This window comes from Klebsiella sp. CN_Kp100 (genome assembly GCF_040065315.1).
Taxonomy (GTDB): domain Bacteria; phylum Pseudomonadota; class Gammaproteobacteria; order Enterobacterales; family Enterobacteriaceae; genus Klebsiella; species Klebsiella oxytoca.
In genome coordinates this window covers 107334-132702 of record NZ_JBEAIJ010000004.1, presented here as the reverse complement: position 1 = coordinate 132702, position 25369 = coordinate 107334, and the positions used below count along the sequence as shown (strand labels likewise).

At 56.8% G+C, this 25369-nt stretch carries 20 protein-coding genes; 10 read left to right on the top strand and 10 right to left on the bottom strand.

Annotated elements, in window-relative coordinates:
* Nucleotides 1–102: 102 nt before the first annotated feature.
* Genes iolE through iolD form a run of 4 tightly spaced genes read right to left on the bottom strand, consistent with a single transcriptional unit; the run spans nt 103 to nt 4955 of the window.
* On the bottom strand, nt 103–1002 hold the full coding sequence (iolE, locus tag ABLV12_RS04620) for a myo-inosose-2 dehydratase (RefSeq protein ID WP_004108838.1): 900 nt from the start codon (nt 1000–1002) through the stop codon (nt 103–105).
* Between the two features lie 24 nt (nt 1003–1026).
* Nucleotides 1027–1911, bottom strand: a complete 885-nt coding sequence (locus ABLV12_RS04615) for a sugar phosphate isomerase/epimerase (protein ID WP_004098146.1) — start codon at nt 1909–1911, stop codon at nt 1027–1029.
* A 41-nt stretch (nt 1912–1952) separates the two neighbouring features.
* Nucleotides 1953–2966: a Gfo/Idh/MocA family oxidoreductase gene (locus tag ABLV12_RS04610; protein WP_004108840.1), complete on the bottom strand. Its 1014-nt coding sequence runs from the start codon at nt 2964–2966 to the stop codon at nt 1953–1955.
* 48 nt (nt 2967–3014) lie between these two features.
* Nucleotides 3015–4955 carry a 3D-(3,5/4)-trihydroxycyclohexane-1,2-dione acylhydrolase (decyclizing) gene (gene iolD / locus ABLV12_RS04605; RefSeq protein WP_004108842.1) on the bottom strand — a complete coding sequence of 647 codons (1941 nt, stop codon included), beginning with the start codon at nt 4953–4955 and terminating at the stop codon, nt 3015–3017.
* A 526-nt stretch (nt 4956–5481) separates the two neighbouring features.
* Here iolD and iolC point away from each other — a divergent pair.
* Entirely contained in the window at nt 5482–7395 is a 1914-nt protein-coding gene (iolC, locus tag ABLV12_RS04600; RefSeq protein ID WP_004108844.1) for a 5-dehydro-2-deoxygluconokinase, read from the top strand.
* 151 nt (nt 7396–7546) lie between these two features.
* Nucleotides 7547–8404 (top strand): MurR/RpiR family transcriptional regulator, encoded by an 858-nt coding sequence (locus ABLV12_RS04595; RefSeq protein ID WP_004098142.1) that lies wholly within the window; start codon nt 7547–7549, stop codon nt 8402–8404.
* A gap of 196 nt (nt 8405–8600) precedes the next feature.
* Here ABLV12_RS04595 and iolB read toward each other — a convergent pair whose 3' ends face one another.
* On the bottom strand, nt 8601–9410 hold the full coding sequence (gene iolB, locus ABLV12_RS04590) for a 5-deoxy-glucuronate isomerase (RefSeq protein ID WP_004108848.1): 810 nt from the start codon (nt 9408–9410) through the stop codon (nt 8601–8603).
* 18 nt (nt 9411–9428) lie between these two features.
* Nucleotides 9429–10934, bottom strand: coding sequence for a CoA-acylating methylmalonate-semialdehyde dehydrogenase (locus ABLV12_RS04585; protein ID WP_160886406.1), 1506 nt, complete (start codon nt 10932–10934; stop codon nt 9429–9431).
* 360 nt (nt 10935–11294) lie between these two features.
* On the opposite strand from ABLV12_RS04585, the gene ABLV12_RS04580 reads away from it, so the two are divergent.
* Together ABLV12_RS04580 and ABLV12_RS04575 are read left to right on the top strand one after the other, a co-directional pair.
* Complete coding sequence (locus ABLV12_RS04580; protein ID WP_348866816.1) at nt 11295–12116, top strand: TIM barrel protein; 822 nt, start codon at nt 11295–11297, stop codon at nt 12114–12116.
* An 86-nt stretch (nt 12117–12202) separates the two neighbouring features.
* The gene (locus ABLV12_RS04575; protein WP_348866814.1) at nt 12203–13705 is read left to right on the top strand and encodes a helicase HerA-like C-terminal domain-containing protein; all 1503 of its coding nucleotides are present in this window, start codon (nt 12203–12205) and stop codon (nt 13703–13705) included.
* A gap of 41 nt (nt 13706–13746) precedes the next feature.
* On the opposite strand, the gene lptG is transcribed toward ABLV12_RS04575, so the two are convergent.
* Together lptG and lptF are read right to left on the bottom strand one after the other, a co-directional pair.
* On the bottom strand, nt 13747–14829 hold the full coding sequence (lptG, locus tag ABLV12_RS04570; protein ID WP_004108859.1) for an LPS export ABC transporter permease LptG: 1083 nt from the start codon (nt 14827–14829) through the stop codon (nt 13747–13749).
* On the bottom strand, nt 14829–15926 hold the full coding sequence (gene lptF, locus ABLV12_RS04565; protein WP_348866813.1) for an LPS export ABC transporter permease LptF: 1098 nt from the start codon (nt 15924–15926) through the stop codon (nt 14829–14831). The genes lptG and lptF overlap by 1 nt, the downstream gene beginning before the upstream one ends.
* A gap of 267 nt (nt 15927–16193) precedes the next feature.
* Here lptF and pepA point away from each other — a divergent pair, with 267 nt between their 5' ends.
* From pepA to ABLV12_RS04540, 5 genes are all read left to right on the top strand, one after another.
* Complete coding sequence (gene pepA / locus ABLV12_RS04560) at nt 16194–17705, top strand: leucyl aminopeptidase (RefSeq protein ID WP_348866812.1); 1512 nt, start codon at nt 16194–16196, stop codon at nt 17703–17705.
* Between the two features lie 122 nt (nt 17706–17827).
* Entirely contained in the window at nt 17828–18271 is a 444-nt protein-coding gene (holC, locus tag ABLV12_RS04555; RefSeq protein WP_004098129.1) for a DNA polymerase III subunit chi, read from the top strand.
* Complete coding sequence (locus ABLV12_RS04550) at nt 18271–21126, top strand: valine--tRNA ligase (protein WP_016808109.1); 2856 nt, start codon at nt 18271–18273, stop codon at nt 21124–21126. Before holC ends, ABLV12_RS04550 begins: the two co-directional genes overlap by 1 nt.
* Nucleotides 21127–21248: 122 nt before the next feature.
* Nucleotides 21249–21752 carry a GNAT family N-acetyltransferase gene (locus tag ABLV12_RS04545; protein ID WP_160886398.1) on the top strand — a complete coding sequence of 168 codons (504 nt, stop codon included), beginning with the start codon at nt 21249–21251 and terminating at the stop codon, nt 21750–21752.
* Nucleotides 21753–21904: 152 nt separating this feature from the next.
* Nucleotides 21905–22927 (top strand): alpha/beta hydrolase, encoded by a 1023-nt coding sequence (locus ABLV12_RS04540; protein ID WP_348866811.1) that lies wholly within the window; start codon nt 21905–21907, stop codon nt 22925–22927.
* 40 nt (nt 22928–22967) lie between these two features.
* Here the strand turns inward: ABLV12_RS04540 and miaE are convergent, their stop codons facing one another.
* Both miaE and rraB read right to left on the bottom strand, forming a co-directional pair.
* Nucleotides 22968–23726: a tRNA isopentenyl-2-thiomethyl-A-37 hydroxylase MiaE gene (gene miaE, locus ABLV12_RS04535; protein ID WP_004117554.1), complete on the bottom strand. Its 759-nt coding sequence runs from the start codon at nt 23724–23726 to the stop codon at nt 22968–22970.
* Between the two features lie 52 nt (nt 23727–23778).
* The gene (gene rraB, locus ABLV12_RS04530; RefSeq protein ID WP_004108894.1) at nt 23779–24198 is read right to left on the bottom strand and encodes a ribonuclease E inhibitor RraB; all 420 of its coding nucleotides are present in this window, start codon (nt 24196–24198) and stop codon (nt 23779–23781) included.
* 164 nt (nt 24199–24362) lie between these two features.
* On the opposite strand from rraB, the gene argF reads away from it, so the two are divergent.
* Complete coding sequence (gene argF / locus ABLV12_RS04525) at nt 24363–25367, top strand: ornithine carbamoyltransferase (protein ID WP_004108896.1); 1005 nt, start codon at nt 24363–24365, stop codon at nt 25365–25367.
* Nucleotides 25368–25369 lie beyond the last annotated feature (2 nt).

The window sequence follows — 25369 nt, the reverse complement described above, 5'->3', positions numbered from 1 at the left end:
CCTCACCGACGTGTTGTTTTCGTTCTACGTCTTGAGCTACTGCTGAGTGATGGGGCAAAAAAAGCAGGCCATACGGCGTATGGCCTGAAAATGAAACAACGATTAGATTCCTGCCGTCTCGCGGATGTATTTACGCGCTTTTACGGCGTATTCGAATGGGTTGGCCAGCGCCGGATCCTGCTCGGCCTCAACCACCATCCAGCCTTTATAGCCATGCTCGTCCAGCAGTTTAAACACCGGACGGAAATCAATGACGCCGTCGCCCGGCACGGTGAAGGTCCCCTTCTTCACGCCGTCCAGGAAGGAGAGTCCTTCGCGGCGCACCTGCTCGATCACCGGCGGACGTACGTCTTTCAGGTGAACATGGTTAATGCGCGGCAGATATTTTTTCAGAATCGCCAGCATCGGCTCTTCGCCGCCTTCGGAATACCAGGCGTGTCCGGTGTCGTAGAGCAGGAAGACCTTGTCATCCACCAGCGACATAAACTTGTCGATCTCTGCCGTCGTCTGAATACCGGTCCCCATATGGTGGTGCAGACAGACCTGCATGCCCTTTTCCGCCGCCAGACGACCGAGGGTGTTATAGCCTTCCGCCACCCGCTGCCACTCTTCTTCGCTAAAGCACGGTTTCTCATTCTCCAGGATAGGCTTTTCCAGCCCCTGAATACTGCCGCTCTGCTCCGAGCAGCCGATCACTTTCGCGCCCATAGCATGCAGGAAATTCATGTGGTTAACGAATTCATCAATGGTTTTTTCCCGCTGGCCGTTAGCAAAAAAGGTGCTGAACCAGGCGTTGCAAATCTGAATGCCGCGGATATCCAGCATCGGCTTGAGAACCGCCGGATCGCGTGGATATTTGCTGCCGACTTCGCTGCCGGTAAAACCCGCCAGCGCCATTTCGCTGACGATTTGCTGAAAAGTATTCTCGCTGCCCAGCTCCGGCATATCGTCGTTAGTCCAGCCAATCGGGGCGATAGCCAGTTTTACGTTATCTTTGTTCATAGTAGGGGGCTCCTGCCGCTGCGCCTACCGGCGCAGCAATTCACGTTCGATGAGTTCACGGGTTTCCACTGCCTGGTATTTCATTTTTTCCGGGTAGCCGAACAGCGAGGTGGCCACGATAGGCTCACCGCCGACCTTGAAGGTCTGCTCGGCAAATTTCATATCGCGCAGGGTGCGGAACAGCGCGTCGAAATCAACATCCCCTTCCCCGACGCCCACGTGCTGGTGAACGACGGCATCTACGCCCGGTGGGTTAACGATATAGCGGCAGTGTTTTGTATGGTTGCGGGTATCCGCGATCAGCACATGGGAGAGATCGCTTCCCGCATAGCGCAGCATCTTCTCAACGTCACCCACCCCTTTGTCATAGAAGAAGGTGTGCGGGACGCTGTAAACGTACTTAACGTTATCGCTGCGGAACGACTTCACGATATCGACGGTTTCGTTGTTCTCTTCGCAGAAGTCCCACGGATGCGCCTGAATTTCAACGCGGATGCCTTCGCGCTCAAAAATCGGCAGCAGCTCTTCCATGGAGCGATAGAACATCTCATCGCAAATCTCCGGCTGGTTAGGATCGCCGGAGAACTCGGTGTTGATCACCTGTACACCCATTTCAACCGCGATTTCGATCAGCCGTTTCCAGTTTTTTACTGCTGCCTGACGGCGCAGCTCATCCGGACCGGACCAGCGGTAGACGCAGATAAACGAAGAGAGCTCTACGCCGGTATCGCGCAGCGCCTGCTTGTACTCAGCCATAATTTCCCGGCTGGCGCGCGGGTGCTTGTAGAACGGGTTGATCTGCGGGTGCGGCGATTGCTCAATGTACTTGTAGCCCCACTCCGCCACCTGATGGACCATTCGGGTGACCCCGAGGTCTTTAATGACATCAACGTCAAAAGCAATTTTCATCGTCGTTACCTGTGCAAAGAAGTTCCGTCAGCAAAGCGGGATTAGCGTTTGTAGAAATCAGGGCACTCAGGCAGCGTAACCTCAACCGGCTCGCTGGTGCCCTGGGCTTTGATACAGGCGTCGGCTGCAACGGATGCCGCGTAGCCATCCCATGCCGATGGGCCGTGCAGCTGACCGGCCTGAACATCATTGATAAAGGCCTGTAGCTCAACGTCATACGCTTTGATAAAGCGATCCTTCCAGTCGGTCAGGATAGCGGTCGACAGGTTAGCGGCTTTGCGCATCTGCACAGCCGACGGCTCAGGCAGGCGGGCAATACCGGTTTCCCCCACCACTTCACACTGGATGTCATAGCCGTACTGACAGTTCACAAAGACTTCCACGTCGATCAGCGTGCCTTTTTTCGTTTCAAACGACACGATCTGCGGGTCTTTCAGGCGTGCATGGGTGTGGGAAGTGGAGCGCGGAAAGCGCACCTGCACGGAAACATAGTCGTCATTCAGCAGCCAGCGCAGTACATCCAGCTCGTGAATCAGGGTGTTGGTGATCGCCATGTTGGTGATGTAATCCTCACCTACCGACTGGTTGCGGTGCGCGCAGCGCAGCATCAGCGGCGCGCCGATATCGCCGTCATCGATCACTTTTTTCAGCGCCAGATAGCCTTCGTCATAAGGACGCATAAATCCGACCTGCACCAGGCGGCGACCGGCTTTCATTTCCGCATCAACGATGCGGCGGCAGCCTTCCGCGCTCATCGCCAGCGGCTTCTCGCAGAACACCGGCTTCCCGGCGGCGATGGCGGCCAGCGTGTACTCTTCGTGGGTGGGGTCCCATGAGGTGACCAGAATGGCATCCACATCGCTGGCCTTAATCACGTCATGACCGTCGGCGTACACTTCGGCATGCACGCCCGGCAGCGCAACCGCGGCGCGCGCGTTCTCTTCGTTGATATCCGAAACCGCCACTACCGTGGCTCCCTGCAGTACCTGAGTGCAACGACGGATATGTTCTTTACCGATAGCGCCGGCACCGATGACACCTAATTTGAGTGACATAGTTGGTTTTCTCCCGAGATTTGTAGAGTTCAGGGTTTGTGTTCTGTTTTAGTAATCCCGCGCCTGAGCGCGTTTTTCATTTATCATTTGCGCAACCTTACGGATCCGCTCGGAGAGCGCAGACTGCGCGACGCCGACGTTCCACCAGCTGCCATATTTGTGCACCATGGTTTTCGGCAGCACTTTAATGTCTATCAGGGTGCTGACGGTTTCGCGGCGCGCGGCGTCCAGCGCGTGGCGTAGTTCTTCTAGCGTCGTGACGCGCCAGGTTTTGCAGCCGTAGCCGGCAGCGACGGTGGCGAAATCTACCGGTACCAGGCCGCCCTGCAGCTGGCCCGATTCGGCGCAGCGGAAGCGGAACTCGGTGCCGAAGCTGTCCATACCGTGTTCCATCTGCAGGTTGTTGATACAGCCGTTGGCCATGTTGTCGAGCAGTACGATGTTGATCTTCGCGCGCTCCTGCAGGGAGGTCACCAGCTCGGAGTGCAGCATCATGAATGAGCCGTCGCCCACCAGCGAATAGACCTCGCTTTGCGGTTGGGCTAACTTCACGCCCAGCGCGGCGCTGACTTCATACCCCATGCAGGAGTAGCCGTATTCAACGTGATAGGTGTTGGTGGCCCGGTTGCGCCAGACGCGCTGCAGGTCTCCCGGCAGGCTACCTGCCGCCGCCACAATCACCGCATCCGCCGGCAGCGTTTCGTTGAGTACGCCAAGGACGCTGCTTTGCGTCAGGGTGGAGTCGGTTATCTGGCGAAATTCGCGATACACCGATTCCCGATCCAGATGGTCGTCGATTTCCGGGACGAAAGCGGTTTCCTGCCATACCGCCTGGTAAACGCGCTGGGTCTCTTTCAGCTGGCGGCTCTGCACGCTTTCAATCTGCTCGCCCCAGCCTGCTTGCCAGGATTCGCCGGACAGGGCGTCATCGAGGGCGGTGAGGGCTTCGCGGGCATCCGCCAGCATCGGAATCCCATCCAGCTTCCAGGCATCGAAGTTGCTGACGTTAATATTGAGGAAGCGCACGCCCGGGTGCTGGAAAATCCATTTTGACGAGGTGGTGAAATCGCTGAAACGCGTGCCGAGACCGATGACTAAGTCCGCCTCTTTCGCCAGCAGGTTCGCTGCCAGGCAGCCGGTTTCGCCGACGCCGCCCACGTTATACGGATGCGAAGAGACAACGCTGCCTTTACCCGCCTGGGTTTCGGCAAACGGTACGCCGTAGCGTTCGGCAAAATGGGTCAACGCTTCGCCGGCGCCGGAGTATTTCACCCCGCCGCCGCAGACGATCAGCGGCTTACGGCTGGCTTTAATCGCCGCCACCGCATCCGCCAGTTGTGCGACGCTGGCCGGACGGCGGTCAAGGCGGTGTACCCGACGGGTAAAGAAGGACTGCGGATAATCCCAGGCTTCGCCCTGGACATCCTGCGGCAGACAGAGCGTGACCGCACCGGTTTCCGCCGGGTCGGTCAACACACGCATGGCGTTGATGCAGGCGCTCATCAGCTGTTCCGGACGGGTGATGCGATCCCAGTATTTACTCACCGCGCGAAACGCGTCATTAGTTGTAATGCTGAGATCGTGGCTCTGCTCAATTTGCTGTAACACCGGGTCAGGCTGGCGGGTCGCAAACACATCTCCCGGCAGCAGCAGCAGAGGGATGCGGTTGGCGGTCGCGGTGGCGGCAGCGGTAATCATGTTTGCCGCGCCGGGGCCAATGGAGGAGGTGCAGGCAATAATCTGACGACGCAGGGACTGTCTGGCAAAACCGGTGGCGACATGCGCCATCCCTTGCTCGTTACGCCCCTGATAGACCCGCATTTCACCGCTATCTTGTTCAAGAGCCTGGCCCATTCCCAGCACGTTGCCGTGGCCAAAGATAGCAAAGATGCCTTTAACGAACTTATGCTCTTCGCCATCGACTTCCAGGTACTGGTTATCCAGGAACTTCACCAGCGCCTGCGCCATTGTCAGTCTCAGTTTGCCCATGTTGCCCAATCCTTATTGTTCAGTATTTGCGTGTAGGTCAGCGTTTTACCCCGCCCAGCGTGACAAGCGATGGGCCAGGAAAATCGTTAACGCCACTGGAATACTTCTGGATTATAGGCAAACATTTTTTTCATTAAATAGAAATACAGAAGAAATATTTCATTTTGCGAGAGGGATCAAACTCTCTATGCATTTCACCCGTTTCATTCACATCCTGTATCCGGGATAACACGCAATTTACGCGGTACTGCTCTTAATATCCCCTTAAAAATCATAGGTAAAGAGTGATAGTAAATGGCCGGTAGTTCAGCTTTCCCTCGGCGCGCAGGATCTGAGGCAGAATGGGGCTCGGCGCGGCAGAGTGGTATATCCCTCACATTTTTGGTTTTTTAATTTCGATCTAGTTTGCAAATGAAATATTTATTTCTCAAACTAGGGATAACCAATAACCCTCAGGCTGTTTTCGGAGACGCTGTCGGCATCCCGACTCTTCCGTACAGCAGAAATGCAAAAGGAAACCCTAGCTATGAATGCAGCAGTAAAGCGACTCGACGTCATCTGTATTGGCCGGGTGGCAGTCGATCTCTATGCCCAGCAGATTGGCGCGAGGCTGGAAGATGTTGCCAGTTTTTCTAAGTACCTGGGTGGCTCTTCCGGCAACGTCGCCTTCGGCACCGCTATACAGGGATTAAAATCGGCGATGCTTGCCCGCGTGGGCGATGAGCACAATGGTCGTTTTTTACGCGAAACGCTCAGCCGCGCCGGCGTCGATACCGAATATCTGATCACCGATAAGCAGCGCCTGACGGCGTTAGTGATGCTGGGGATTAAAGATCAGGAGACATTTCCGCTCATTTTTTACCGCGATAACTGCGCCGATATGGCCCTTTCGCCAGAAGACATTAAGGAAGAGTACATCGCCTCCTCCCGGGCGCTGGCGGTAACCGGTACCCACCTTTCGCACGCCAACACGCGTGAAGCGGTGCTGAAGGCGCTGGAGTACGCACGCCGTCACGGCCTGCGTACGGCGCTGGATATCGACTATCGTCCGGTGCTTTGGGGGTTAACCTCTTTAGGCGACGGCGAAACGCGTTTCATTGAGTCCGGTCAGGTGACCAGCCAGCTGCAGGAAGTCCTGCATCTGTTCGATTTAGTGGTGGGGACTGAAGAGGAGTTTCATATTGCCGGCGGCAGTACCGATACTCTGACCGCGCTGAAAAACGTGCGTAACGCCACGAAAGCGACGCTGGTTTGCAAACGCGGTCCGATGGGCTGCGTGGTGCTGGAAGGCGACATTCCCGACAGCTGGGATAGCGTGCCGCTGCAGCAGGGCGTGCGCGTAGACGTGCTTAACGTCCTCGGCGCTGGCGATGCCTTTATGTCCGGCCTGCTGCGCGGCTGGCTTAACGACGAAGGCTGGGAGCAGGCCTGTCGCTACGCTAACGCCTGCGGCGCGCTGGTGGTTTCACGTCACGGCTGCGCGCCCGCGATGCCAACCAAAGCCGAACTTGACGACTATCTGTCGCGAGCAGAATCTGTCCCGCGTCCGGATATCGACGCTCGCCTCAACCATCTCCATCGCGTCACCAGCCGCCGCCAGGCGTGGCCGGAGCTGTGCATTTTCGCCTTTGACCACCGTAAGCAGCTGGCAGACCTGGCGCTGGAAACCGGGCGTGATGAATCCTGTATTCCGCAGCTGAAGCTGCTGCTGCTGGCGGCCGCGGAAGCCGCCGCAGACGAAGCCGGTCTTGACGGCCGCAGCGGCATTCTCGCCGATGGCACCTACGGCCAGCGCTCGCTCAATGCCATCACCGGCAAGGGCTGGTGGATTGGCCGGCCGATTGAAATGCCAAGCTCGCGCCCGCTGCGCCTGGAACATGGCAACATCGGTTCCCAGCTCATCGACTGGCCGCTGGAGCACGTCGTGAAATGCCTGGTCTTCTACCACCCGGCCGACCCGGCCGAGCTGCGCGCCGAACAGGATGCGCTGCTGCTGGAGGTCTGGCAGGCGTGCAACAAGTCCGGGCATGAGCTGCTGCTGGAAATTATTCTGCCGGAAAACGGCCCGGATAAAGATGAACGCCACTACCACGACATGCTGGAGCACTTCTATCAGCTGGGCATCCAGCCGGACTGGTGGAAGCTGCCGCCGCTGTCGAGCGCGGAATGGGAAAGGATTGGCAAACTGATCGCGCGCGAAGATAGCTGGTGCCGCGGGATCTTAATCCTCGGCCTGGACGCCCCTTCGGACCGTCTGCGCGCCGGTTTTGCCGAAGCGGCGAAGCATCCGATGATCAAAGGTTTTGCCGTAGGACGCACCATTTTTGGCCAGCCTTCACGGCGCTGGATGCAGGGAGAGCTCAGCGACGAGGCGCTGATTAACGAAGTGAAACGCAACTACCTCACGCTCATCGGCTACTGGCGAGAAGCCCGCGGCTGATACTAACCAGGCCCGCATCCTTTCCCCAAGATGCGGGCTTTTTTCTGGATCTTCGTGAAATGAATCGCGTATTTCATCGTAGTAAATGAAAAATTCGCTTCATTTGATACACTGGAAATTATATTCCTTTCATTTTCTCAGAGCGCAATCTATGGCCAATAATCCGACCCAACTTACCATCTTGCAGGATGAAATCAGGCGTCGCTACGATACGTTAAGCAAACGCCTGAAACAGGTAGCCCGCTATATTCTCGATAACAGCAATAGCGTGGCTTTCGATACCGTGGCCTCTATCGCGCAACAAGCTGACGTCCCCCCTTCCACGCTGATCCGCTTCGCTAACGCCTTTGGTTTTAGCGGTTTCAACGAAATGAAGCAGATGTTCAAGCAGCACCTGATGGAAGAGACTGCTAACTATACCGAGCGCGCGCGTCTGTTCCGCCAGACCACCACGGATGACGCAACCCCGCCGGAAACGCCGACCGAAATCCTGAATATGTTCACTATGGTTAATACTCAGGCGCTGCAGCAGCTGGCGATGCAGACCTCCGGCGACGATCTGCAGCGTGCGGTCGCGCTGTTGGCGGAAGCGGAAAATATCTACGTTATCGGCCTGCGCCGCTCTTTTAGCGTCGCCTCCTATCTGACCTACGCCCTACGCCATCTGGACCGTAAAGCGTTCCTGATTGACGGTCTGGGCGGCATGTTTACCGAACAGCTCAGCCTGGTCGGGCCGAAAGATGTCGTCGTGGCGGTGAGCTTCTCTCCGTATGCGCGGGAAGTGGTTGAACTGGTGGAGCTCGGCGCGCAGCGTAAAGCACGTCAGATAGCGATTACCGACAGCCAGGTCAGCCCGCTGGCGGCCTTCAGCGACGTCTGCTTTGTCGTGCGCGAGGCGCAGGTTGATGGTTTCCGCTCGCAGGTGGCCTCCCTGTGTCTGGCTCAGACGCTGGCAGTCTCGCTGGCGCTGAACAGCAGCAAGGATGCAGAAACGAAGCAGCTGGCTTAAATTTTTCATTATTCCCGGATTGCGACGTAAACGTCTTATCCGGGCGACTTGTCCGCAGACGACGGTAAACCCGTAGCCCAGCTGAGCGCAGCGCGAGCCGGGGATGTGGCAGAATTGCGACGACGATCTTATTCGGGCTACAGGATCAAAAAGGCCGGCTAGCATAGCTAACCGGCCTTTTTGTCATCAACGGTTGTTAATCGTGGCGGGGATAATCAGGGCTGTTGATCCACGCGTGATCCTCTTCCCAGGTAAACATCCATTTGCGATCCGGACCGGCCATCACGTTCAGATAGTAGCTGTCATACCCGGCAATCGCCGCTACCGGATGGTAGCCGCGCGGTACCATGACCACATCGTGGTTGTAGGGAGCCATACAGGCATCAAGGCTACGGTCATCGGTATAGACGCGCTGGAAGGCAAAACCCTGCGGCGGATCGAAACGGTGGTAGTAGGTCTCTTCCAACTGGGTTTCCTGACCCGGCAGCGCCGTGTCGTGCTTGTGCGACGGCCATGAGCTGGTCGCTCCTTCGTCAGTGTAAACCTCCACCACCAGCAGGCAGTCCGCCTGCGCGCTATCCGGCAGAATATTGTGCACCAGCCGCTGGTTACGCCCTTTACCGCGATGCTCTACGCCCACGTCCTGCGGGGAGATAACTCGAGCCGGTAAAGTTCCTTTACCCGGGGCGCTGCATACCGCCAGCTCAAGGTCAGAATCTGCCGTCACTTCGACTTTATCCTGCGGCGGCACGTAAACTGACCAGGGCGGAGTCCGCTCAAACGGCGACATACGCTGGCCCAGATTCGGAAAATCGGCCTGCGAGGTTTTTACCGAAGCCAGCCCGGCGACCAGCACCAGGCACAGCTCGCGATCGCCGCTTTCCAGGGTAACGGTTTGCCCTTTCTTTAACATCCAGACATCAAAACCAATGTACTTCCACCCCGCGCTCTGCGGGGTGATGTGCTGAATCTGCCCTTCTTTTTTTGCTTTAGCCAGTAAAGACATGGCATTCTCCTTCGCCGATTAGCCTAACGTCGGCATGCTGAATTCAGATACGGTTTGCTGACCCTGCGGCCAGCGGACGGTGGCGGTTTTCATACGCGTATAGAAACGCACGCCATCCGGCCCATGCACGTTCAGTGCACCAAATACGGAGCGTTTCCAGCCGCCAAAGCTATGGAAGGCCATTGGAACGGGTACCGGCACGTTGACCCCAACCATTCCGGCCTGGACATCATGTACAAACTCACGCGCGGTGTGGCCGTTGCTGGTAAAGACGGCGCTGCCGTTGCCGAACTCATGGCTGTTTACCAGCTCCAGCGCGCTGTGGTAGTCCGCCACGCGGACAATACCCAGTACCGGGCCAAAAATCTCTTCGCGCCAGATAGTCATTTCCGGCGTCACGTTGTCGAACAGCGTTCCGCCAACGTAGTAACCCTCTTCGAAACCAGCAACTCGCAGCTTGCGCCCGTCAACCACCAGCGTCGCCCCTTCGCTGACGCCTTTATCAATATATCCCAGCACTTTTTTCTGATGCGCCTCTGAGACGACCGGACCCATTTCGTTCTCTTCTTTTCCGCGCATACAGCCCGGGCCGACCTTCAGGGACTCCACCAGCGGCTTGAGGCGCGCAATGAGTTTATCTGCCGTTTCATCGCCCACAGCGACGACCACCGGCAGCGCCATGCAGCGCTCGCCCGCAGAGCCGAACGCGCCGCCCATTATCGCATTCACGGTGGCATCAAGATCGGCATCCGGCATCACAATCGCGTGGTTTTTCGCCGCGCCAAATGCCTGAACGCGCTTACCATAAGCGCTGGCGGTTTTATAAATATGCTCCGCCACGCCGGAAGATCCCACAAAGCTTACCGCCGCAATACGCGGATCCTTGTACAGCTGCTCAGCATCTTCATTGCTGCAGTGCACCACGTTAAAGACGCCGTCCGGCAGCCCCGCTTCTTTCAGCAACTCCGCCAGGCGCACCGCAGCGCCAGGGGCCAGCGCTGGCGGCTTAAGGATAAAGCTGTTGCCGCAGGCCAGCGCCAGCGGGAACATCCACATCGGAACCATCGCCGGGAAGTTGAACGGCGTAATGCCCGCCACTACGCCCAGCGGCTGCATCAGAGAATAGCTATCGACGCCGGTGCCGACATCCGATGAGAACTCGCCTTTGATCAGGTGCGGAATCCCGCAGGCAAACTCAACGACTTCCATGCCGCGCGTCAGTTCGCCCATCGCATCGGAAAAGACTTTACCGTGTTCGCTGACGATAATCCCCGCCAGCTCTTCAGCGTGCTGTTCAAGTAACATTTTAAAATTAAACAGCACGCGGGCCCGGCGCAGCGGCGTGGTACGCGACCAGCCATCAAAAGCATCATGCGCCACCTGAATCGCATCGGAGACTTCCTGCGCGGTCGATAACGTGACTTCGCGGACCACTTTGCCCGTCGCGGGGTCGAAAACCGGCATTGTATTGTTGCTGCCGCTGGTAACGGTCTTCCCGCCAATAAAGTTTCCTGTGATAGTCATGCTCTCGCCTCATATGTATGGGGTATCGGGGGCCAACGCAGTACGGCCCATTACTGGATCTGCTGTGTTGTACCGTAGTAAAATGAAATTAATATTTCAATATTCATCATTAATGAAATTGTATTTTGGTGATGATGGTCGCATTTTCTTGTAAGGAAACGATGTCTTACAGGCAAAGCCCCCATAAAAAGAGAACAGGCGTAGCGCCTTCTGGAACCCGCCGCAATGAAAGAAGCCAAGAAAAATATTTTGCGAGTCGGCTCAAAAATTCGCCATTTCATGCATTGCTAATTTTGGAATAAATGTTTTGACTATGGGGTAATCGAACGAAGCCGAACTATCTATTTCAGGAGAGTCAAAATGGCTATTGCAGCACAGCGTTTCTGTATCAACCGCAAGATTGCCCCTTCCCTCAGCATTGAGGCCTTCTTCCGGCTGGTGAACAGCCTCGGGCTAAACAAAGTCGAGCTACGTAACGACCTCCCCAGCGGAAAAGTGACCGACGACCTGAGCCACCAGCAGGTTCGTGAACTGGCTGACCGCTACCATATTGAGATCCTCACTATCAACGCGGTTTATCCTTTCAACTGCCGCACCGCAGAGGTTCGCAGCCTGACGGAGTCCCTGCTAAAAGAGGCCAAAGCCGTCGGCGCGAAATCGCTGGTGCTGTGCCCGCTGAACGATGGTACCGAGGTTCCGGCGAGCGAAACCCTTAACGCCCTGCGCGACCTGGCACCGCTATTCGCCTTCTATGGCATTGAGGGACTCGTCGAGCCGCTCGGCTTCCCGCAAAGCTCGCTGCGCTCCTCGGCGCAGGCGCAAACGCTGATTCACGACGCACGGGTGCCGTTTAAGCTGCTGATCGATACGTTTCACCATCATCTTTATCCGCAGGCGGAGCAGGAGTTTAGCCAGGTGGATGTCGACGAAATCGGCCTGGTGCATCTTTCCGGCGTAGAAGATACCCGCCCGCGCGAAACCCTGACCGACAACGAACGCATTATGCTGACCGAAAAAGACCAGCTGCAAAGCTGCGAGCAGGTCAAAAGCCTGGAGGCCCGCGGCTATCAGGGCGTATATGCGTTCGAGCCCTTCTCACCGGAGCTGGCAAACTGGAGCGAAGACGATATCCGCCGCGAAATCGAGCACAGTATCGCGTTAATTCAGCGCCACTGCGCCTGAAGGGAATAAGCGAAGGCGTGCGCGATCTCCCCACTTTTGCTATCAGGTTGCCTATACTCGCAGCAGGATAAATGGAGAAATCGCTCATGAGCTCACCGCTGCTGATTGCACGCACGCTGGAAAAACAGCTGCATTTATTGCCCGCTATGGCGAACCGCCACGGCTTAATTACCGGCGCCACGGGGACCGGTAAAACCGTCACGCTGCAAAAGCTGGCGGAATCTTTCTCGGAAATCGGCGTTCCGGTATTTATGGCCGATGTGAAAGGCGACCTCACCGGTATCGCTGAGGCGGGCCAAAGTTCGGAAAAACTGCAGGCGCGGCTGGAAAAAATCGGCGCAACGGACTGGCAGCCGCATGCTAATCCGGTAGTGCTATGGGATATCTTTGGCGAGAAAGGCCACCCGGTTCGCGCCACGGTTTCCGATCTCGGGCCGCTGCTGCTGGCTCGCCTGCTCAACCTCAATGAGGTTCAGTCCGGGGTATTGAATATCATCTTCCGGATCGCCGACGACCGCGGGCTGCTGCTGCTCGACTTTAAAGACCTGCGCGCGATTACCCAACACATTGGCGACAACGCCAAAGCTTTTCAGAACCAGTACGGCAACATCAGCAGCGCCTCCGTCGGGGCGATTCAGCGCGGATTGCTGACCCTGGAGCAGCAGGGTGCAGAACACTTTTTCGGCGAACCCATGCTCGATATCCAGGACTGGATGCGCGTTGATGCGCAGGGTAAAGGGGTAATTAATATCCTGAGCGCGGAAAAGCTCTATCAGATGCCGAAGCTGTACGCCGCCAGCCTGCTGTGGATGCTTTCCGAGCTTTACGAACGTCTGCCGGAGGCCGGTGACCAGGAAAAGCCAAAGCTGGTCTTTTTCTTCGATGAGGCGCATCTGCTGTTTAACGATGCGCCCCAGGTGCTGCTGGATAAAATCGAGCAGGTCATCCGCCTGATTCGTTCTAAAGCCGTCGGAGTCTATTTTGTTTCACAAAACCCGGCGGACATTCCCGATGCGGTGCTGGGTCAACTGGGCAATCGGGTGCAGCACGCCCTGCGCGCTTTCACGCCGAAAGACCAAAAAGCGGTAAAAACCGCCGCGCAAACTATGCGCGCGAATCCGGCGTTCAGCACCGAGCAGGCGATCCAGGAGCTGGGCACCGGCGAGGCGCTGATCTCCTTTCTTGATGAGAAAGGCAGCCCCTCGATAGTAGAGCGGGCGATGGTTATCGCGCCCTGCTCGCGCATGGGCCCGGTCACCGATGACGAACGTAACGGACTGCTTAACCACTCGCCGCTGTACGGAAAATATGAAGAAGAGATCGACCGTGAATCGGCGTTTGAAATGCTGCAGCAGGGCGTGCAGACCACAACTGAGCAGCAGCAATCCCCGCCCGCAAAAGGCCAGCCAAACGGCGATGACGACGGCGTGCTCGGCGGGCTCAAAGATATCCTGTTCGGCACTACCGGGCCGCGCGGCGGCAAACGCGACGGCATTGTGCAAACGGCAGCGAAGAGCGCGGTGCGTCAGGTCACCAGGCAGATAGTCAGGGGAATGCTGGGAAGCTTACTTGGCGGACGGAAACGCTAAAAAAACGCCCCCTTTCTGATTCAGGAAGGGGGCGCGTTACGTCAGGATTTACGCATCATCAGCCAGAGGCTCAGCAAGAAGAAGCTGGCGCTCGGCAACAGCGCGCCGATTATCGGCGGGATGCCGTAGACCAGGGTGAGCGGGCCAAAAATCTGGTCCAGCACGTAGAAGATAAAGCCGAAGCTGATCCCGGTCACGACTCTGACGCCCATCGGCACGCTACGCAGCGGGCCAAAGATAAACGACAGCGCCATCAGCATCATCACCGCCACCGACAGCGGCTGGAAGATTTTGCTCCACATATTGAGCTGATAGCGGCCCGGATCCTGACCGCTGGACTTCAGATAGGTAACATAGTTGTGCAGGCCGCTGATTGACAACGCATCCGGATCCAGCGCCACCACGCCAAGCTTATCCGGCGTCAGGTTGGTCTTCCAGGTCCCGCTGACGGTCTGCGTCCCCGTGACCTGTTTCGGATCGGTCAGGTCGGATTCATCCACCTGCGACAGTCGCCAGAGCTTATTTTCGGTATCGAATTTTGCCGAAGCGGCGTAGCGAACGGACTGCAGACGGCGCTGGTCGTTAAACGCGTAGATGCTCACTCCGCCCAGCTCATCGTTACCTTTTACCCGCTCGATATAAACAAAGTTATGGCCGTCTTTCGCCCACAGGCCCTGCTGAGTGGAAAGCAGCGAACCGCCGTACATCTGCTGAGCACGATAGTTGCGCGCCATCTGCTCGCCCTGCGGGGCTACCCACTCGCCCATCGCCATGGTCAGCAGCACCAGCGGAATCGCGGTTTTCATCACCGACAGCGCCACCTGGAGGCGGGTAAAGCCGGAAGCCTGCATCACCACCAGCTCGCTACGCTGCGCCAGCATGCCCAACCCCAGCAGCGCGCCGAGCAGCGCCGCCATCGGGAAGAAGATCTGGATATCTTTCGGCACACTGAGAATTGTGTAGATTCCGGCCCCTAACGCATCATAGTTGCCCTGCCCGGCCTTTTTCAGCTGGTCGACAAACTTGATGATGCCCGACAGGGAAACCAGCATGAACAGGGTCATCATGATGGTATTGAAAATCGTCTTACCGATATAACGGTCAAGTACGCCAAACGCCTGCATCACGCCGCTCCTTTGTTAAAACGGGCACGGAAGCGGCGCATCGGCACCGTATCCCACAGGTTCAACAGCACGGCCAACGCGAAATAGAGCAGGTTTACCGCCCACATCCAGATCATCGGATCCATTTTGCCTTTACCGCCGCTCGATTTAATCGACGTTTGCAGCAGGAAGAACACCAGATAGAGCAGCATCGCCGGCAGCATCGACAGCACGCGACCCTGGCGCGGGTTCACCACGCTGAGCGGCACCACCATTAGCGCCATGATGAATACCGTTGCCACCAGCGTGAAGCGCCAGTGCAGCTCCGCCCGGGCGCGATCGGTATCGGTACGCCACAGGGTGCGCATATCCATCTGCTCGGTATCGTTCGGATCGGAGGCCACCGCCTGATGGCCAACAATCGCCTGATAGTTTTTAAAGTCGGTAATGCGGAAGTCGCGCAGCATCGCGGTGCCTTCAAAGCGGGTGCCCTGATTCATGGTCACCACCTGCGAACCGTCTTTACGCAGCGAGAGCTCGCCGGTATCCGCGACCACCACCGAAGGGCGCGCGTTGCCTCGCGGCCGCAGTTGGGCAAGGAAGACGTCGCTGAAACGGTTGCCGTTGACGTTCTCAATAAACAGCACTGCGCTGCCGTCGCTGGCCTGCTGGAACTGGCCTTGGGCCAGCGCGGCCATGCCGGGGTTTGCTTTCGCTTCCGCCAGCACTTCATCCTGATGACGGGACGACCAGGGCCCCGCCCACATCACGTTGACCGCCGCGATAATGCCCGTAAAGAGCGCAAGGATCATGGCGGATTTCACCAGCACGGCCTTACTCAGGCCGCAGGCGTGCATCACCGTGATTTCGCTTTCGGTATACAGTTTGCCCAGCGTCATCAGCAGCCCGAGGAATAAACTCAGGGGCAGAATAAGCTGCGCCATTTCAGGTACGCCCAGCCCTAACAGCGAGAGCACCAGATTTGTCGGGATATCGCCATCAACAGCGGCGCCGAGGATCCTGACCAGTTTCTGACAGAAGAAAATGAGTAGCAGGATGAATAGGATCGCCAACTGGCTTTTCAGCGTCTCACGAACCAGATATCTTATGATTATCACTATAAATACGCCCGTAAAAACCCGTTTTATTGCAGGAAAATTGCTTGTTTCATGGCTTAAACGTCATTTATTCTCTTTAGTCGTCGAAAACATCGCTAAGATTAAATGACTCGCTGGTTCTGCGTATCAGGATCTTTTCTGACGAACCAAGGCCGTAATAACGTTAAGATTAACACGAAGTCACCACAACAGCGGACATGAGTTACGAAAGCTTTCAATTCTATCCGTAGCCACCGTCGTTGTCTTTAAGATTCAGGAGCGTAGTGCATGGAGTTCAGTGTAAAAAGCGGTAGCCCGGAGAAGCAGCGGAGCGCCTGTATCGTGGTCGGCGTCTTTGAACCACGTCGTCTCTCCCCCATCGCCGAACAGCTTGATAAAATTAGCGACGGTTATATCAGCGCCCTGCTGCGTCGCGGCGAGCTGGAAGGCAAACCTGGCCAGACTTTATTGCTGCACCATGTGCCGAACATTCTGTCGGAGCGCATTCTGCTTATTGGCTGCGGTAAAGAACGCGAGCTGGACGAGCGTCAGTATAAGCAGGTTATTCAGAAAACCATCAATACGCTGAATGATACTGGTTCAATGGAGGCCGTCTGCTTCCTGACCGAACTGCACGTCAAAGGCCGCAATAACTACTGGAAAGTGCGTCAGGCCGTCGAGACCGCCAAAGAGACGCTATACAGCTTCGACCAGTTAAAAACCAACAAAAGCGAGCCGCGTCGCCCGCTGCGTAAAATGGTCTTCAACGTTCCCACCCGTCGCGAGCTGACCAGCGGCGAACGCGCTATCCAGCACGGTCTGGCGATCGCCGCCGGCATCAAAGCGGCGAAAGATCTGGGCAACATGCCGCCCAACATCTGTAACGCCGCGTATCTGGCCTCCCAGGCGCGCCAGCTGGCCGATACCTATAGTAAGAACGTCATTACCCGCGTTATCGGCGAGCAGCAGATGAAAGAGCTGGGAATGAACTCTTATCTGGCGGTCGGCAACGGCTCGCAGAACGAATCGCTGATGTCGGTTATCGAATACAAAGGTAACCCGGCAGAAGACGCGCGGCCTATCGTGCTGGTGGGTAAAGGCCTGACCTTTGACTCCGGCGGTATCTCCATCAAGCCTTCAGAAGGCATGGACGAGATGAAATACGATATGTGCGGCGCGGCGGCGGTGTACGGCGTGATGCGCATGGTGGCGGAACTTCAGTTGCCGTTGAACGTTGTCGGCGTGCTGGCCGGATGTGAAAACATGCCTGGCGGCCGCGCCTATCGTCCTGGCGACGTGTTGACCACGATGTCCGGGCAAACGGTGGAAGTGCTGAACACCGATGCCGAAGGTCGCCTGGTGCTGTGCGATGTGCTGACTTACGTTGAGCGTTTCGAGCCGGAAACGGTTATCGACGTGGCCACCCTGACCGGCGCCTGCGTGATCGCGCTCGGCCACTACATCACCGGCCTGATGTCGAATCACAATCCGCTGGCCCACGAGCTGATCGGCGCGTCCGAACTGGCGGGCGATCGCGCATGGCGTCTGCCGCTTGCCGACGAGTTCCAGGAACAGCTGGAGTCAAATTTTGCGGATATGGCCAATATCGGCGGCCGTCCTGGCGGAGCGATTACCGCAGGCTGCTTCCTGGCGCGCTTTACCCGTAAATACAACTGGGCGCATCTGGATATTGCCGGCACCGCCTGGCGTTCCGGGAAGGCCAAAGGCGCGACCGGTCGTCCGGTGGCGATGCTGTCGCAGTTCCTGCTCAACCGCGCCGGATTTACCGGCGAAGAGTAATTGCCGTCTGATGCCCGGCGGCGTTACGCTTGCCGGGCCTCTGGAAAGATACCGTTTATAGGCCGGGTCAGCGTAGCGCCGCCCGGCTTAAGCATTTAAAGTCACCACAAGAAGCCCCATATATGAAAAACGCAACGTTCTATCTTCTGGACAATGATACGCAACAGGATGGCCTGAGCGCCGTTGAACAGCTGGTGTGTGACATTGCCGCAGAACGTTGGCGCAGCGGTAAACGCGTGCTCATCGCCTGCGAAGATGAGCAGCAGGCCATTCGTCTGGACGAAGCGCTCTGGGCACGCCCCGCAGAAAGTTTCGTTCCGCATAATCTGGCGGGGGAAGGTCCGCGCGGCGGCGCGCCGGTGGAGATCGCCTGGCCGCAAAAACGCAACAGCAGCCCGCGGGATATTCTGATTAGCCTGCGGCTAAACTTTGCAGATTTTGCCACCGCTTTCACAGAAGTGATAGACTTCGTCCCTTATGAAGACTCTTTGAAACAACTGGCGCGCGAACGCTACAAAGCGTACCGCATGGCTGGTTTCAACCTGAACACGGCAACCTGGAAATAATGGAAAAGACATACAACCCCCAAGATATCGAACAGCCGCTTTACGAGCACTGGGAAAAGCAGGGCTATTTCAAACCCAATGGCGACGAAAGCCAGGAAAGTTTCTGCATCATGATCCCGCCGCCGAACGTCACCGGCAGTTTGCATATGGGTCATGCCTTCCAGCAAACCATCATGGATACCATGATTCGCTACCAGCGCATGCAGGGTAAAAATACCCTGTGGCAGGCCGGTACCGACCACGCGGGTATCGCTACCCAGATGGTGGTTGAGCGTAAGATTGCCGCCGAAGAAGGTAAAACCCGCCACGACTACGGTCGCGACGCCTTTATCGATAAAATCTGGCAGTGGAAAGCGGAATCCGGCGGCACCATTACCCGTCAGATGCGCCGCCTGGGCAACTCCGTGGACTGGGAGCGCGAGCGCTTCACCATGGACGAAGGCCTGTCCAACGCCGTAAAAGAAGTCTTTGTCCGCCTGTACAAAGAAGATCTGATCTATCGCGGCAAGCGTCTGGTCAACTGGGACCCGAAACTGCGTACCGCCATCTCCGATCTGGAAGTGGAAAACCGCGAGTCTAAAGGCTCGATGTGGCATATCCGCTATCCGCTGGCCGACGGCGCGAAAACCGCTGACGGTAAAGATTATCTGGTCGTCGCTACCACCCGTCCGGAAACCGTGCTGGGCGATACCGGCGTGGCCGTTAACCCGGAAGATCCGCGCTATAAAGACCTTATCGGCAAATTCGTCATTCTGCCGCTGGTTGACCGCCGTATTCCGATTGTTGGTGATGAACACGCCGATATGGAAAAGGGCACCGGCTGCGTGAAGATCACCCCGGCGCACGACTTTAACGACTATGAAGTGGGCAAGCGTCATGCGCTGCCGATGATCAACATCCTGACCTTTGATGGCGATATCCGCGAAACCGCGGAAGTCTACGACACCAAAGGCAACGAGTCCGACGTCTACTCAAACGCCATCCCGGCGGAGTTCCAGAAGCTGGAGCGCTTTGCCGCGCGTAAAGCGGTGGTTGCCGCCATCGACGCGCTGGGCCTGCTGGACGAGATTAAACCGCACGATCTGACCGTACCATACGGCGACCGCGGCGGCGTCGTTATCGAACCGATGCTCACCGATCAGTGGTACGTACGTGCCGACGTGCTGGCTAAACCGGCGGTTGAAGCGGTCGAGAACGGCGACATTCAGTTCGTGCCGAAGCAGTACGAAAACATGTACTTCTCCTGGATGCGCGACATTCAGGACTGGTGTATCTCCCGCCAGCTGTGGTGGGGTCACCGCATCCCGGCATGGTACGACAACGACGGCAACGTTTACGTTGGCCGTACCGAAGACGAAGTACGCCAGGAAAATAACCTCGGCGCCGACGTGGCGCTGCGCCAGGACGAAGACGTGCTGGATACCTGGTTCTCCTCCGCGCTGTGGACGTTCTCCACTCTCGGCTGGCCGGAAAACACCGATGCCCTGCGCCAGTTCCATCCGACCAGCGTGATGGTTTCCGGCTTCGACATCATCTTCTTCTGGATTGCCCGCATGATCATGATGACCATGCACTTCATCAAAGATGAAAACGGCAAGCCGCAGGTGCCGTTTAAAACCGTCTATATGACCGGTTTGATCCGCGATGACGAAGGCCAGAAGATGTCCAAATCGAAGGGCAACGTTATCGACCCGCTGGATATGGTTGATGGCATCTCCCTGCCGGAGCTGCTGGAGAAACGTACCGGCAACATGATGCAGCCGCAGCTGGCGGAGAAAATCGCCAAACGCACCGAGAAACAGTTCCCGAACGGCATTGAGCCGCATGGTACCGACGCCCTGCGCTTTACCCTGGCGGCGCTGGCCTCTACCGGCCGCGACATTAACTGGGATATGAAGCGTCTGGAAGGTTACCGTAACTTCTGTAATAAGCTGTGGAACGCCAGCCGCTTTGTGCTGATGAATACCGAAGATCAGGATTGCGGCTTTAACGGCGGCGAAATGACCCTGTCGCTGGCGGACCGCTGGATCCTTGCGGAATTCAACCAGACCATCAAAGCCTACCGCGAAGCGCTGGACGGCTTCCGCTTCGATATCGCCGCAGGCATTCTGTACGAGTTTACCTGGAATCAGTTCTGCGACTGGTATCTGGAGCTGACCAAGCCGGTAATGAACGGCGGTTCCGAGTCTGAGCTGCGCGGCACCCGTCACACGCTGGTGACCGTTCTGGAAGGTCTGCTGCGCCTGGCGCACCCGATTATTCCGTTCATCACCGAGACCATCTGGCAGCGCGTGAAGGTCATTTGCGGTATCACTGCCGATACCATCATGCTGCAGCCGTTCCCGCAGTACGATGCGTCTCAGGTTGACGAAGCGGCGCTGGCCGATACCGAATGGCTGAAGCAGGCGATCGTCGCCGTGCGTAACATCCGTGCGGAAATGAACATCGCCCCTGGTAAGCCGCTTGAGCTGCTGCTGCGCGGCTGCAGCGATGCCGCGATTCGTCGCGTGAACGATAACCGCAGCTTCCTGTTGAACCTGGCGCGTCTGGAAAGCATCACCGTGCTGCCGGCCGATGATAAAGGTCCGGTTTCCGTGACCAAAATTATCGACGGCGCCGAGCTGCTGATCCCGATGGCTGGCCTCATCAATAAAGAAGATGAGCTGGCGCGCCTGGCGAAAGAAGTGAGCAAAATCGAAGGCGAGATTAGCCGTATCGAAAGCAAACTTTCCAACGAAGGCTTTGTGGCCCGCGCGCCGGAAGCGGTGATCGCCAAAGAGCGTGAGAAGCTGGAAGGTTATGCGGAAGCGAAAGCGAAGCTGATTGAGCAGCAGGCGGTTATCGCCGCGCTGTAATTCACTCGCCCCTTATCCATTCGGATAAGGGGCGTTTTCTGTGAAAGATCCTCGCTTGCACTCTCCCCTCCAGCAGTGTTATTAACAACATTATCCGTCATTATTTTGCAATGAGTCTTCACATGAATACGAGCGCAACCCTACCGCTAACCCTGCGCCGCATCACGGCTAATGATAATCCGGCGATAGCCGCTGTTATCCGCCAGGTTTCCGCTGAATATGGCCTGACCGCCGACAAAGGCTATACGGTAGCCGATCCGAATCTGGATGAACTCTATGAGCTATATAGCCAGCCGGGCGCCGCCTATTGGGTAGTTGAGCAAAACGGTCAGGTTGTTGGCGGCGGCGGGGTTGCGCCTCTGACCTGTAGCGAGCCCGATATCTGCGAACTCCAGAAAATGTATTTTATGACCTCCGCGCGCGGCCAGGGGCTGGCGAAAAAGCTGGCGCTGATGGCCCTGGATCACGCCCGCCAGCAGGGATTCAAACGCTGTTATCTGGAAACCACCGCTTTCCTTAAAGAAGCGATCGGTTTATATGAACACCTTGGCTTCGAGCATATTGCTGAGCCGCTGGGCTGCACCGGCCACGTTGACTGCGAAGTCAGGATGCTGAAAATGCTGTAGCGCCAGCGAAAAGGCGATGCGGATTAATCGAAAAAACGCATGGTTTTCATGCAAAAAGAGCGTTATTCACCGCACGTGTTCGCTAATACACTCTTCGAGCATTGGATCTTTTAGCCTGCCGCCGCGGCAGGCCTTGCTCAGGATAGAACACAATGAAAAAACTCTCCCTCCTGCTCACCGGCAGCATGATACTTGCCGGCATGGCTTCCAGCGTTAACGCCGGCGAACTCGCTGGCAATACCGAAGGCGCTCAGATCATCCGCGTGGAAAAAACACGGGGCCGTATCGATGCGCTCAACGAAATCGTATATAGCCAGGTAAAAAGCACCGTCGCCGTTCGTCAACTGCATATGTCTTTGCTGGTGCCGCGTAACGGCGATCTGAAACCGGCAATCGTCTATTTCCCCGGCGGCGGTTTCACCAGCGCGGCCTGGAATAAGTTTATCGAGATGCGTATGGCGCTGGCGTCGGCGGGATTCGTCGTCGCGGCGGCGGAATACCGTACGGTTCCCGATACCTTCCCGGCCCCGATTATCGATGGTAAAGCCGCCGTTCGCTATCTGCGCGAACATGCAGCGGAATACGGTATAGATCCGTCGCGTATTGGCGTGCTGGGGGATTCCGCAGGCGGCTATATGGCGCAGATGCTGGCGCTTACCAATGGCGACAAAACGTTCGATCGTGGCGATAACCTGGCGCAGTCATCGGACGTGCAGGCCGCCGCCACGCTGTACGGAATTTCGAATCTGTTGAATATCGGCGAAGGTTTTCCGCAGGCGATTCAAAAAGTGCACCAGTCACCTGCAGTCACTGAAGCGCTGCTGGTCCACGGTAGCGCCTTTCGCGACTGGCCGGGAGCGACGATTGCCAGTGACCCGCAAAAAGCGCTGGCTGCCAGCCCGATGGGCCATATTCGCGGTAAAAAGCCGCCATTTTTAATTATGCACGGCAGCGCCGACACTCTGGTTTCACCGGTACAAAGTCAACAGCTCTATCGTGCGCTGAAGAAAGAGGATAACCCGGCCGATTACGTGCTGCTGGAAGGCGCGGAGCACGGCGATGACAGCTGGTATCAGAAGCCGGTTATTGAACGGGTAGTGAACTGGTTTAAAACCACCCTCGGCGCGCCCAAAGCCGCCGCGACAGCAGAAAAAGATAAAAACGCCAATCTGTAATGGATCGTCAGGCCGCTGCGGTGAAGCTGCGGCCTGACGCTCAGGCGGGCACGCCGCTGTGAAAGCGAAACTCCGCCTCGGGCGCGTTAATGAGCGCCGCTTCCGCCTCGCCAAGCTGGCGTACGCGTTCACTGATATCATCCCCGGCAATCCTCTGCGCCAAATCCAGATAGTCCTGATAGTGGCGCGCTTCAGAGCGCAGCAGCGACAGATAAAACTTTTGCAGATCGTCATCCAGCCATGGCGCCAGCGCGGCAAAACGCTCGCAGGAGCGGGCTTCTATATAGGCTCCGCAGATGAGTTTATCGATCAACATGACCGGTTCATGCGAACGCACTTCCCGGCGCAGCCCGCGAGCATAGTTACTGGCGGTGATTTTGACGTATGGGATATCGCGGGAAAGCATAATTTCCCTCACCTGCCAGAAGTGATGCAGCTCTTCTTTGATTAGCAGGATCATGCTGTCGAGTAGCTGACGTCCCCAGGGATCGTCGGTCTGCGGCATAGCGCTTTTATTTATCTGCTTATGCAGCGCGACGAAATCCGGTTCCGGCCCCCAGCGGTAGGTAAAGTCCTCGTACGGCTTCAGGCAGGCCAGCAGTTCATCCGCGCCTGCTTTATCCGCGACGTATCGACGCACCAGCAGCATGGCGTTTTGCGCCGCTTTCAGTTCGCACACCATATGGTCGGTCAACAGCAGCGGGAGGTTTTCCGGTTTACGGGCTTCATCAATCCACGCCTGAGGTGTTGGGCAATGCAGAAAGCTTAAAATCGGAGCGAGTATTTGCGGGTAATCCATTGAAGTTCCTTGCTATACGGCGGCATACCGTGCCGCCGTATACCTCTGCTACTTAGTGGCGGACGCCGTCGTCGTCTTCATCAACGAGATCTTCGTCGTCATCGCCTTCTTCCCCGTTAGGATCTTCGTAGTAGGTACCCCAGCCGTCGTACTCGACGTCGTATTTTTCCGCCAGGGTCATCAGCTGCTCAACCTGGGCATCGATCAGCTCGGCATTCAGCGCGGATTCGCTGAGGATATCGCAGCAAATCACGGTATCACCCTCTTCAACTTCCAGCTCTTCTGGCTCAGTCACTTCATAACCCAGCTTGAAGGCCTCGACCGCCACTTTTTCCAGCGTTTCGAAATCATCGGCAGAAAGATGGTGTTCAATGGTGTACAGCGCGTCAGGATCGCTGCCGTCTTCGAGCAGTTCTTCAATAATCAGACGCGTTTCTTCACGCTGTTCTTCCAGTAATTCCGGGTTAGCCATGGCTCGTTCCTCATAATGTGTCGCAGATACTTCTATTGTCACATACCGCCGTGATTGCCTCCACCTTCTGAGAGAAAGATTTATGATGCGGGGTTGCAAATGAATATTCATACATATAAAGTGAATTTTAATTCAACAAATGGCTTGAGCCACGTGAGGGAACCATGTCCGCGTTTTATCAGAAGCATTTTTTAAAGTTGCTCGATTTTACCCCCGCCGAAATCACCGCTCTGCTTGAGCTGGCCGCCAGGCTTAAAGCTGATAAGAAAAACAATATCGAAATTCAGCATCTCGCCGGTAAAAACATCGCGCTCATCTTCGAAAAAGACTCTACCCGCACCCGATGCTCTTTCGAAGTTGCCGCATTTGACCAGGGCGCTCGCGTCACCTATCTCGGACCAAGCGGCAGCCAGATTGGCCACAAAGAGTCGATTAAAGACACCGCTCGCGTATTGGGGCGCATGTATGACGGTATTCAATATCGCGGCCATGGCCAGGAAGTGGTGGAAACCCTTGCCGAGTATGCCGGCGTTCCGGTGTGGAACGGCCTGACCAACGAATTTCACCCCACCCAGCTGCTGGCGGATTTACTGACTATGCAGGAACACCTGCCGGGCAAAGCCTTTAACGAGATGACTCTGGTCTACGCTGGCGACGCGCGGAATAACATGGGTAACTCCATGCTTGAAGCCGCTGCGTTGACCGGGCTGGATCTGCGTCTGGTCGCGCCAACGGCCTGCTGGCCGGAAGAGAAGCTGGTTGCGCAGTGCCGCACGCTGGCGCAGAAAAACGGCGGCAATATTACGCTAACTGAAGATATCGCTGCGGGCGTGAAGGGCGCGGACTTTATCTATACCGACGTCTGGGTATCGATGGGCGAAGCCAAAGAGAAGTGGGCGGAGCGTATCGCGCTGCTGCGCGGGTATCAGGTGAACCGCGAGATGATGGCGCTGACCGGCAACCCACAGGTGAAGTTCCTTCACTGTCTGCCCGCGTTCCACGACGACCAGACCACGCTCGGCAAACAGATGGCGGCGGAGTACGGCCTGCACGGCGGAATGGAAGTGACCGACGAGGTATTTGAATCCGCGGCGAGCATCGTTTTCGATCAGGCGGAAAACCGCATGCATACCATCAAAGCGGTGATGGTTGCGACGCTTTCCCACTGAAA

Bases quoted from the DNA above. Each gene is read 5' to 3' on its own strand.
- iolE (WP_004108838.1), bottom strand. From the start codon at position 1,002: ATGAACAAAGATAACGTAAAACTGGCTATCGCCCCGATTGGCTGGACT.
- ABLV12_RS04615 (WP_004098146.1), bottom strand. From the start codon at position 1,911: ATGAAAATTGCTTTTGACGTTGATGTCATTAAAGACCTCGGGGTCACC.
- ABLV12_RS04610 (WP_004108840.1), bottom strand. From the start codon at position 2,966: ATGTCACTCAAATTAGGTGTCATCGGTGCCGGCGCTATCGGTAAAGAA.
- iolD (WP_004108842.1), bottom strand. From the start codon at position 4,955: ATGGGCAAACTGAGACTGACAATGGCGCAGGCGCTGGTGAAGTTCCTG.
- iolC (WP_004108844.1), top strand. From the start codon at position 5,482: ATGAATGCAGCAGTAAAGCGACTCGACGTCATCTGTATTGGCCGGGTG.
- ABLV12_RS04595 (WP_004098142.1), top strand. From the start codon at position 7,547: ATGGCCAATAATCCGACCCAACTTACCATCTTGCAGGATGAAATCAGG.
- iolB (WP_004108848.1), bottom strand. From the start codon at position 9,410: ATGTCTTTACTGGCTAAAGCAAAAAAAGAAGGGCAGATTCAGCACATC.
- ABLV12_RS04585 (WP_160886406.1), bottom strand. From the start codon at position 10,934: ATGACTATCACAGGAAACTTTATTGGCGGGAAGACCGTTACCAGCGGC.
- ABLV12_RS04580 (WP_348866816.1), top strand. From the start codon at position 11,295: ATGGCTATTGCAGCACAGCGTTTCTGTATCAACCGCAAGATTGCCCCT.
- ABLV12_RS04575 (WP_348866814.1), top strand. From the start codon at position 12,203: ATGAGCTCACCGCTGCTGATTGCACGCACGCTGGAAAAACAGCTGCAT.
- lptG (WP_004108859.1), bottom strand. From the start codon at position 14,829: ATGCAGGCGTTTGGCGTACTTGACCGTTATATCGGTAAGACGATTTTC.
- pepA (WP_348866812.1), top strand. From the start codon at position 16,194: ATGGAGTTCAGTGTAAAAAGCGGTAGCCCGGAGAAGCAGCGGAGCGCC.
- holC (WP_004098129.1), top strand. From the start codon at position 17,828: ATGAAAAACGCAACGTTCTATCTTCTGGACAATGATACGCAACAGGAT.
- ABLV12_RS04550 (WP_016808109.1), top strand. From the start codon at position 18,271: ATGGAAAAGACATACAACCCCCAAGATATCGAACAGCCGCTTTACGAG.
- ABLV12_RS04545 (WP_160886398.1), top strand. From the start codon at position 21,249: ATGAATACGAGCGCAACCCTACCGCTAACCCTGCGCCGCATCACGGCT.
- ABLV12_RS04540 (WP_348866811.1), top strand. From the start codon at position 21,905: ATGAAAAAACTCTCCCTCCTGCTCACCGGCAGCATGATACTTGCCGGC.
- miaE (WP_004117554.1), bottom strand. From the start codon at position 23,726: ATGGATTACCCGCAAATACTCGCTCCGATTTTAAGCTTTCTGCATTGC.
- rraB (WP_004108894.1), bottom strand. From the start codon at position 24,198: ATGGCTAACCCGGAATTACTGGAAGAACAGCGTGAAGAAACGCGTCTG.
- argF (WP_004108896.1), top strand. From the start codon at position 24,363: ATGTCCGCGTTTTATCAGAAGCATTTTTTAAAGTTGCTCGATTTTACC.